The following is a 2,571-nucleotide window of genomic DNA, read 5'->3' on the forward strand; positions in this document are numbered from 1 at the left end:
CCACCTGGCAGAAGCGATAAGCTATAGAAATCTTGATAGAGAAGACTGGGCCGGCTAGTTTAGCTGCCGGGCTCAGTTTCCTTTGCATGATAAATGACCTGCATCAATGAATCCAGTTCAATGTAATTTGCAAGTATATCCTCTTCTTCATCGGTCATTTCCCAATCTTTATTCTCACTCTTTTTAGAGAAAAGTACATTCAAAATGAATTTATACCACGCATTCATGATTCTTTCAATCTAAGGTTTTCATCAAAAACAGAATAAGAAAAGTTTAGTTCATTAATCTTCCCTATTTTTCTCTTTTTTCGATAGCTTTATCGAACCTTTAGGAGAGAACTCAAATTTTCCTACATACCAATGTCCACCCTCTTCCAACTTCTTTTGATTCATATCTTTGATTAAAACAGAATCTGATTTAAATGCACCACCATTTTCTTCGCCGTCTATATCATTAAAATAGACTTTCTGTTCATTAATTCCACCTATACTCAAGTCTTCGGTCTTGAATTCTCCTTTTTCATCTGTATAAATTGTATCGGCAGGGAAAACGCCATTATTCCAATCTTGCCTTACGATTACCTGAATGTTTTTCAAAGGCTCATCCTTATCCGAAGTCACTGTACCTTTCACTAAGAATTTGCTATAAGGAGTACCATATTCACATCGTATCTCCCAATTCTCATCTTCATTACTGCAAGAAGCGAATCCAAGTAAAACCAACGCTCCGGACAATAACCGATGTACTGTCATTTTCTTTTTCATGTTCATAATCCCTAATAGTTTAAAGTCAGTTTTTATGTTATTTATCTTCTTTAGAAAGTTTTATTTCCATGTTGTATTCATAAGTACCTAAATACCAGTTTCCGTCTCCTTTCTTTATTTGTTTACTTTCCATATCCTTCATACAGACAGAATCCGATTTAAAAGTTCCTCCATTTGCCTCACCATCTATATCATTAAATATCAATTTCTTCGTATCGACCCATCCGTCTCTCATCATCTGTGAAACAAACTCACCTCCAGAATCTGTATAAATAGTATCATTCATCCGGACCAACTCCCCTTCTTCATCATTATAATATGCATTCTCATTTTTTACAATTACCTGAATGTCTTTCAAAGCCTTTCCGTCATCAGATATCACCTTACCTCTTACCCAGAAATCCATAGTAGGAGTTCCATATTCCACTGAGGTTTCAGCACAAGCAGCAAAACCCAATAAAGCCAGCACACCGCATAAGCTCTGCTCCAATACTTTCTTCTGTTTCATCTTCTTCATTCCTTTCTTTTTTATGGTGTTTGCAATCTTTTTAAATGACAGAACAATAAATCTCCATTTTCATCGCGCAGGTGCATGCCATTCCCTTTACAGAAACGAAAATATTTACAATCAGCACATTCATCTTTTTTCATCCATTCTCGGTCACGGTAAGGTTTGAATCTATGATTCCATACTTCCATAAAATCATTCTCATAAATATTTCCCTGGTGATAATCGGCACGAATACTGGGACAAGCAGAAATCGCTCCATCAATAAGAACTGAGCCGACCGATATTCCCGCCCGGCAAGCGAAGAAAGTATCGCGCACTTCAGCCTCATAATTACCTAGAAATCCCTCACAACCGTAACTTACATGGATCCGTCCTTCCTTACGGCTCTTCCTAATAAATTCCATTACTCCTCTGAACTCCTCATTAGACAATTGAAGTTCAGGATCTTTGGCTGCACGCCCTACCGGGAATATAGTAAAAAGCCGCCAACCTTTTACCCCCAAACTTATCAAGAAGTCTTTCAACTCCTCCAAACGCATATAACTATGCTTATTTACACAAGTAACCACATCAAAAACAAAATCAGGAACCTGTACCATCAACTTGATCGCTTCAACAGCCCGTTCAAAACTTTGCGGGTTGCCCCGCATCCAGTTATGATCCGTCGCAAAACCGTCAAGACTGACCGTAGCCGTATGCAATCCGGCATCCAACAGCCCATTCAATCGTTCACGAGTCATATATAGTCCATTAGTTACCATTCCCCAAGGAAACCCTCTTTCATAAATAGCACGCCCACACTCTTCCAGATCCTTCCTCATCAAGGGTTCCCCACCAGTAATAATCACAAAGATTTTATGCGGATCATTTTGAGCTGAGACACTATCCAACACCCGAAGAAAATCTTCCTTCGGCATATCAGGATGACCAGCGATCTTTTTACAATCACTGCCACAATGTCGACAATGCAAATTACAACGAAGAGTACATTCCCAAAATAGTTGCTTCAACTGATGCTCTTCCGTACGCTCATTTTCCAACCGCCGGAATATTTCAAGACCCATCCGACGACGAATAGACAAAGGGGCATTTATATTCATGTGTTTTTCCTTTTTTATATTAAATGCAAAGAAGTGCAAATCACTGCATCACAATATAACATTTTTTGCAATTTCCCAGCTTCCGGCAAAGCCCCCGAATAACAATATCTTATAATAAGTATGGTCTGTCAGAAATTTTAAAGGAGAAATATTTCTGATTATTCCATATACTTACTAAAAATCACTAACTTTGCAC

4 protein-coding genes are annotated in these 2,571 nt (G+C 38.4%); all 4 read right to left on the reverse strand.

Translation table 11 applies throughout. From position 1 onward, the window contains the following. Positions 1–59: 59 nt before the first annotated feature. The 4 genes from RCH61_RS09735 to RCH61_RS09750 are packed head-to-tail and all read right to left on the reverse strand — an operon-like array spanning position 60 to position 2,375. Positions 60–227, reverse strand: a complete 168-nt coding sequence (locus RCH61_RS09735) for a hypothetical protein (RefSeq protein ID WP_007839139.1) — start codon at positions 225–227, stop codon at positions 60–62. Between the two features lie 54 nt (positions 228–281). Continuing rightward, complete coding sequence (locus RCH61_RS09740) at positions 282–764, reverse strand: radical SAM-associated putative lipoprotein (protein ID WP_229054436.1); 483 nt, start codon at positions 762–764, stop codon at positions 282–284. 37 nt (positions 765–801) lie between these two features. After that, positions 802–1,272 carry a radical SAM-associated putative lipoprotein gene (locus RCH61_RS09745; RefSeq protein ID WP_008654367.1) on the reverse strand — a complete coding sequence of 157 codons (471 nt, stop codon included), beginning with the start codon at positions 1,270–1,272 and terminating at the stop codon, positions 802–804. Between the two features lie 20 nt (positions 1,273–1,292). Continuing rightward, the gene (locus RCH61_RS09750) at positions 1,293–2,375 is read right to left on the reverse strand and encodes a TIGR04133 family radical SAM/SPASM protein (protein WP_007841322.1); all 1,083 of its coding nucleotides are present in this window, start codon (positions 2,373–2,375) and stop codon (positions 1,293–1,295) included. Positions 2,376–2,571 lie beyond the last annotated feature (196 nt).

Origin of the sequence: Mediterraneibacter sp. (genome assembly GCF_030825015.1) — a bacterium.
Classification (GTDB): domain Bacteria; phylum Bacillota; class Clostridia; order Lachnospirales; family Lachnospiraceae; genus Mediterraneibacter.